5 protein-coding genes are annotated in these 4,758 nt (G+C 55.3%); all 5 read right to left on the bottom strand.

What is annotated here, in order from left to right; all coding sequences use genetic code 11:
* The coding region (locus A2I95_RS26155; protein ID WP_291734616.1) for a BREX system ATP-binding domain-containing protein at positions 1-819 on the bottom strand (819 nt) is incomplete at its 3' end.
* On the bottom strand, positions 731-1,141 hold the full coding sequence (locus tag A2I95_RS26150; RefSeq protein ID WP_291734614.1) for a BREX system ATP-binding domain-containing protein: 411 nt from the start codon (positions 1,139-1,141) through the stop codon (positions 731-733). The genes A2I95_RS26155 and A2I95_RS26150, both read right to left, overlap by 89 nt.
* Positions 1,128-2,543, bottom strand: coding sequence for a tellurite resistance TerB C-terminal domain-containing protein (locus tag A2I95_RS26145; RefSeq protein ID WP_291734612.1), 1,416 nt, complete (start codon positions 2,541-2,543; stop codon positions 1,128-1,130). Before A2I95_RS26145 ends, A2I95_RS26150 begins: the two co-directional genes overlap by 14 nt.
* An 87-nt stretch (positions 2,544-2,630) precedes the next feature.
* Entirely contained in the window at positions 2,631-3,740 is a 1,110-nt protein-coding gene (locus tag A2I95_RS26140; RefSeq protein ID WP_291734609.1) for a TerB N-terminal domain-containing protein, read from the bottom strand.
* A gap of 377 nt (positions 3,741-4,117) precedes the next feature.
* The coding region (locus A2I95_RS26135; RefSeq protein ID WP_291734607.1) for an EamA family transporter at positions 4,118-4,758 on the bottom strand (641 nt) is incomplete at its 5' end.

Below are 4,758 nucleotides of genomic sequence, written 5' to 3'. Positions count from 1 at the left end.
GGCGGTGACAGTGTTACGGGGGGTACGGAAATAGGCTTCTCCAATGCGCTCGGAACAATGCGTCATAAACGCTTCCAGCGCACTGTCAGGCAATGCAGCCTCTTCTCCCTGCATGACGCGGCGAACGTTCGCCAGCAGTACAAACAGATCTTCCGGGGTCAGACTTGCCAAGCGTATGACTGGACCGGACAAATCCACGAGACCATCCCGTGCAAAGGTGTTTTCAGCGAGGCGCGATTGAAGCGCCTCATAGCTGTAGAGCCCCCGTCGGGTATTCATCAGAAACTCCGGTGTTCCGCCCATCAGGAACCCGAGGTTCTGTGCGCTGCCCTGGAGCACATCATTCAAGATGCGCAAGATTTGCTCATAATTGGCGTTGCGGGCTTGTGAAGAGGTGAGTTTATAGAGGTTCACCATCTCATCCATGCCAACAAGCAGGCCTTTGTAGCCGGCTTCTACCGTAAATGCAGACATCAGCTTGAGGTGGTCATAAACACTTGCGTCATTGACGATTGTACGGACACCAAGAGCCTTGCGAGCATCCGTGCGCGTAGCATACTCCCCGCGTAGCCATCGTAGCGCCGCAGATTTCAGCTCGTCGTCACCAGTTTCGTGACCTTCCCAGTAGCGCCTAACCACTTCGGCGAAATCGAACCCGCCAGTCAACTCTTCGAAGTGTGCAAGTTTCTCGCGGATCACGTTTCCAGTCGGCAAGTCACGAGCTTCAGCATCACGATGTGCAGTAGAGACAAATCGCTCCACAATGCTGGCCAGCGCTCCCCCGTCGGGCTTTGTACGGGTCGAGAGGTTGCGGGCCATTTCCGCGTAGAGACCACGTGCCTGCCCCCCCGGTTGCATGGATGCGACGATCCGGAGCGAGATCGGCGAACATAACCACCAGTCCTTTCTCGAGTGCCACAAGCCGGATCAAGTTCATGAAGAACGTTTTTCCCGAACCGTACTCGCCGATGATGAACCGGATTGCGGACCCTCCGTCGGCGATGCGATCCATGTCCTTGACCAATTCTTCGATCTCGCGCACCCGTCCGACCTGGATATGTCGCAATCCCAACTTGGGGACGACGCCTGCTCGCAGAGCTTGAACAATGGCATCACGTTCACGGGGTTTAAGCCTCGACATGGTCGATCTCCTCTTCAAACTTTCTCTTCAATTCCTGGGCCAGATCGGGCGCGACTTCATAACCGTCGTACTCGTCAAGGAGCGCCTCGTCGTAGGTTCCAAACGCCCACTCGTTTATGTCTTCAATGGCACCTGAAGCGAGCAGCCCTGACTGACGACACAGGTCTTCAAATGCCTCTTCGGTCCAATGCTCCTGAGCGATAAGCGCCCTGACCAGATTTGTCTGTTTGGTATCCAGTCCTGCAAGCACCGCAGAGGCGCTCCCGATTTCCTCAGGTTCTTCTGATGCCTCGTCGAAAATATCTCCCAAGACCGATGAAACCCGCGCAGTGTCAGATTGGATCGCGGCAATCCGCGCTGCGTCCAGCTTCGGTGCACCAGCTGGTTTCTCATCAGGAATGACTTCTCCGGCCGCTCCGGGCTCTGCTGCCCGCACCCGCACAGGCCCGTCGCTCACATTACCCGCATGTATATCCGAATAGACAAGCGACGGATCCAGACCCAACGACTTATAGATCTTTTCGATGCCGGCCACTTCTTCGGGCTGAATAATCCCATCGGCGTGTGCTGCCGCGACCAGGGCCGAACGGATGGAGGCCTGTGCTTCGGGTCCGGTATCCTTGAGCTTGCGCTTAAGCAGCGCCAAGTCTGGAGGCACGGCCAGCATCCAATCCAGATTGGCTGCAAGACGGCGGTGTTCCTGTTCGCTGAGGCCTGCAACTCCAGCGATCTTCGCGCGAAGCGATTTCCTTTCGCTCTCACTGATCTGACCATCAGCGTGGGCCACAAAGGAGCCCAGTGCAATCTCAATCAATGCTGCGCGGTAGCCATCCGAAACGTCTTCGAGTTGCGCCACTGCATCGCCCAGATCGAAAAGCACTACCGGCTCACCGGGCTTGGGTGACCGCAGCGCGAAACGTGGGTCGGGCGCAATTCCATAGCCAAGCCGAGCCAAAGCATCCGCCACCCCGGTGAGTGTTCGCTTGCTCAGTTTTTCGGGGCGTTCGCCTTCAAGCTGCTCGATTACATCCAGAACTGGCACCAGACCGTCGTTGTGAACGATTTTGGCGACCCATGATCTCAACTGCTCTAACTCATCGCTTGGGAAGAGGTCCCACAGCTCTTGTGGCAACAGCGCCTGCGCTTCAAGACTGCCACGGCCATCAGCGTTACGACCCAGGTACCGGCTAAGCTTGTCCAGATCGTCCATCACTTCATCGGCAATTTCCTGTGCGATCTCAACCGGTTTGCGCAAACCAGAAATGTCGGGAACTTTGTTTCCGTCTACCAACGGCTCAAGCTGTCCCTGAAACTCGCTCGACGCCGCCTGATACGTGATCTTGAGCATCTTGCGTGGTTTGTTGACTTTCAGGCCATCGGGGAAGCGGTCTTCAAAGCGCAATTTGAATAGCGCACGAAACTCTTCGGCACATCGGGTTGAGGGCGTGCGGATACGACGTTCGGGATGGCAGAGCAGCCAACTTAAGACCTAGTCTGCCGACAGTAATTCACCACGCTTCAGGCGAGCGCCAATGGCTACTTTCAGTGACAGTGGTATGTCCCAACCACGAAACTCAAAGATGGGTTCATCTAAGGCTTCGTTATTCAGCGAGATTTGAGCCAGTTGAATAAACTCACCAAGATATCGCTGAACCGAGCCATTGTTTGGGTACAGGTTTTTGAGGCGCCGGACTTCTTGCAAGATCTCCCGTTTCTCGGCCTCAGGTGGTTTGTCCAGGAAAAAACGACGTTCTAACCCATAGAAATACAGGAACATATACCCGGGATCATAAGTTGGATCGGAACGTCCGCTCTCCAACCAGTCCAGGTAAGTGGCACGGCACTGAGCAGGGATTTCGGAATAGCTGGGCCAATAGGGCATGTAGTTGCCAACTTTGTCCGTCCCTCCACGGGCAACCGAAAGAGAGGGATCAATGTATGCACGGCATTTGTCCCGATATCCATAATCGTTGAGGCGTGGAGGGGTCCCAACAAAAATCATCCCGCCAATGTCTCGCCCAGCGATTTGCACGGAGTCGGATGATGGCACCCAGCCAGTGCGACGCGTAGCTTTCGCCTTGGGGGACTTAGCTTTCGCTGCCTCCTTCCTTGCTGCAATCTCCGAAAGCTCGGATGCAGAGGACCTCCCTGCTTGGACGATCGCAGCATAATCCTGCTTGGGAGGGTTATATTGACCCGTGCGACTGCGAGCATGAGCACTTTCGGCAGGTACTGTGTGTTTTGAAGTGCTGCCAGTTGCTGGCTGTAGACGCTCGCTAATCTCTCTTTGGCGTATCTGTTCGCGTTCCTGGTCAACGCGCTTTTCAGATCGACTCTTCGGGGGCGGCGAACTTGGACGTTTCGAAGAGCTTTCAGACTGCTCAGAGTCTGCCTCGTTATCAAGAGCCTGGCGAGACGAGCTCCTTCTTGCTCGCCTTTTCTCGCCCCACCACACCAAAGCAATGGGCGTAAGAAAGGCGAAGAGCATTTGAAGGCCTGGCGACCATTCTTTGAGAAAAGTGACCGCCGCAACCATGCAGAGAGTGAAATACAGGGCGAGAAAGAAGAGGACGCGAAAGATCTTGATAATCATTGACATGGAAAGAGGCCTTTTTGCTTCGACCCTAAACCGCGTCACATGGTTTGCAACAGCTATCGCTTGGGTTGCTGAAGAAACTCAACCGTTGGGCCGGCAAAGCCCCCAGCCTTCGCTCTTCTCAAGGTCTAACGCAATGCTGAATGCAGTGATCGGATACACTTGTAGCGTAGGTTCTTGTGCTTCGATGACCGGCAACAGTCCGCGTTTACATAGGAAGCAGGGAGGAGGAGGTTGGCTCGATGCTTGATACGAGCCAGACCGAAAGGCAAACGGAGGCCGCTACAAAGATACAAAACGCCCAGAAAAGCAGCTTGGCAATTGTGGGGTTAAGGGAAGGCAGTCTTTCCTTCAGCGGTGGTCTTTGCTCCATTCCTGTTTCACCTCGCGCTTGCCTTCATCTTGCCGGAAAACGAGGCCGTTGATCCGGTGTGAACCACGATACCACCCAAAGTGATAAGGGCTATCGCGGCGAAGACTTCCCAGCCTGGCTGGCCCAACCCGAGCGTGAGCATGAGTATGGTGGAGAATACCGGAGCTGAGTATCCCAGGACACCAAGCAGAGCAGCGTGACCCTGGCGCATTCCCAGATCCCAGAGAAAGAACGCACCTCCGGCAGGGCCCAAACCCAGCGCGGCGATGACCCAAACATCCGAGGCGGTCAGCGCCGGCAGGTTCGCACCTTTTGTCATCCACCAAAGCCCGCAGATCAGAGTCGACGCAAAGCAGATTGTCGTCATAGTAGAGATAGCGTCTGACTGATCATGGCGGCGAAGGTTTGAGAACAGCGCCCAAAGGATTGCTCCAACAAAGGCAAGACAGTAGCCGAGTGTCTCAGATAGCTGGAGTGCAAATCCATCTTTGCCGATCAGGATTAACACCCCGGCAAAACCAAGCGCGGCTCCAAGGTAACCCGGGAACCCGCTGCGCAGCTGGAAGAACAAGTTGCCAAGAATGATCAGGCAAGCAGGCCAGAGGTAGTTGATCAGCGACACTGGGATCGGCGCTGCATGATGGAAGG

The sequence above is a fragment of the Leisingera sp. F5 genome (genome assembly GCF_001593695.1).
Note: the sequence above shows the minus strand (reverse complement) of the source record. Positions and strands in the feature narration are given on the sequence as shown.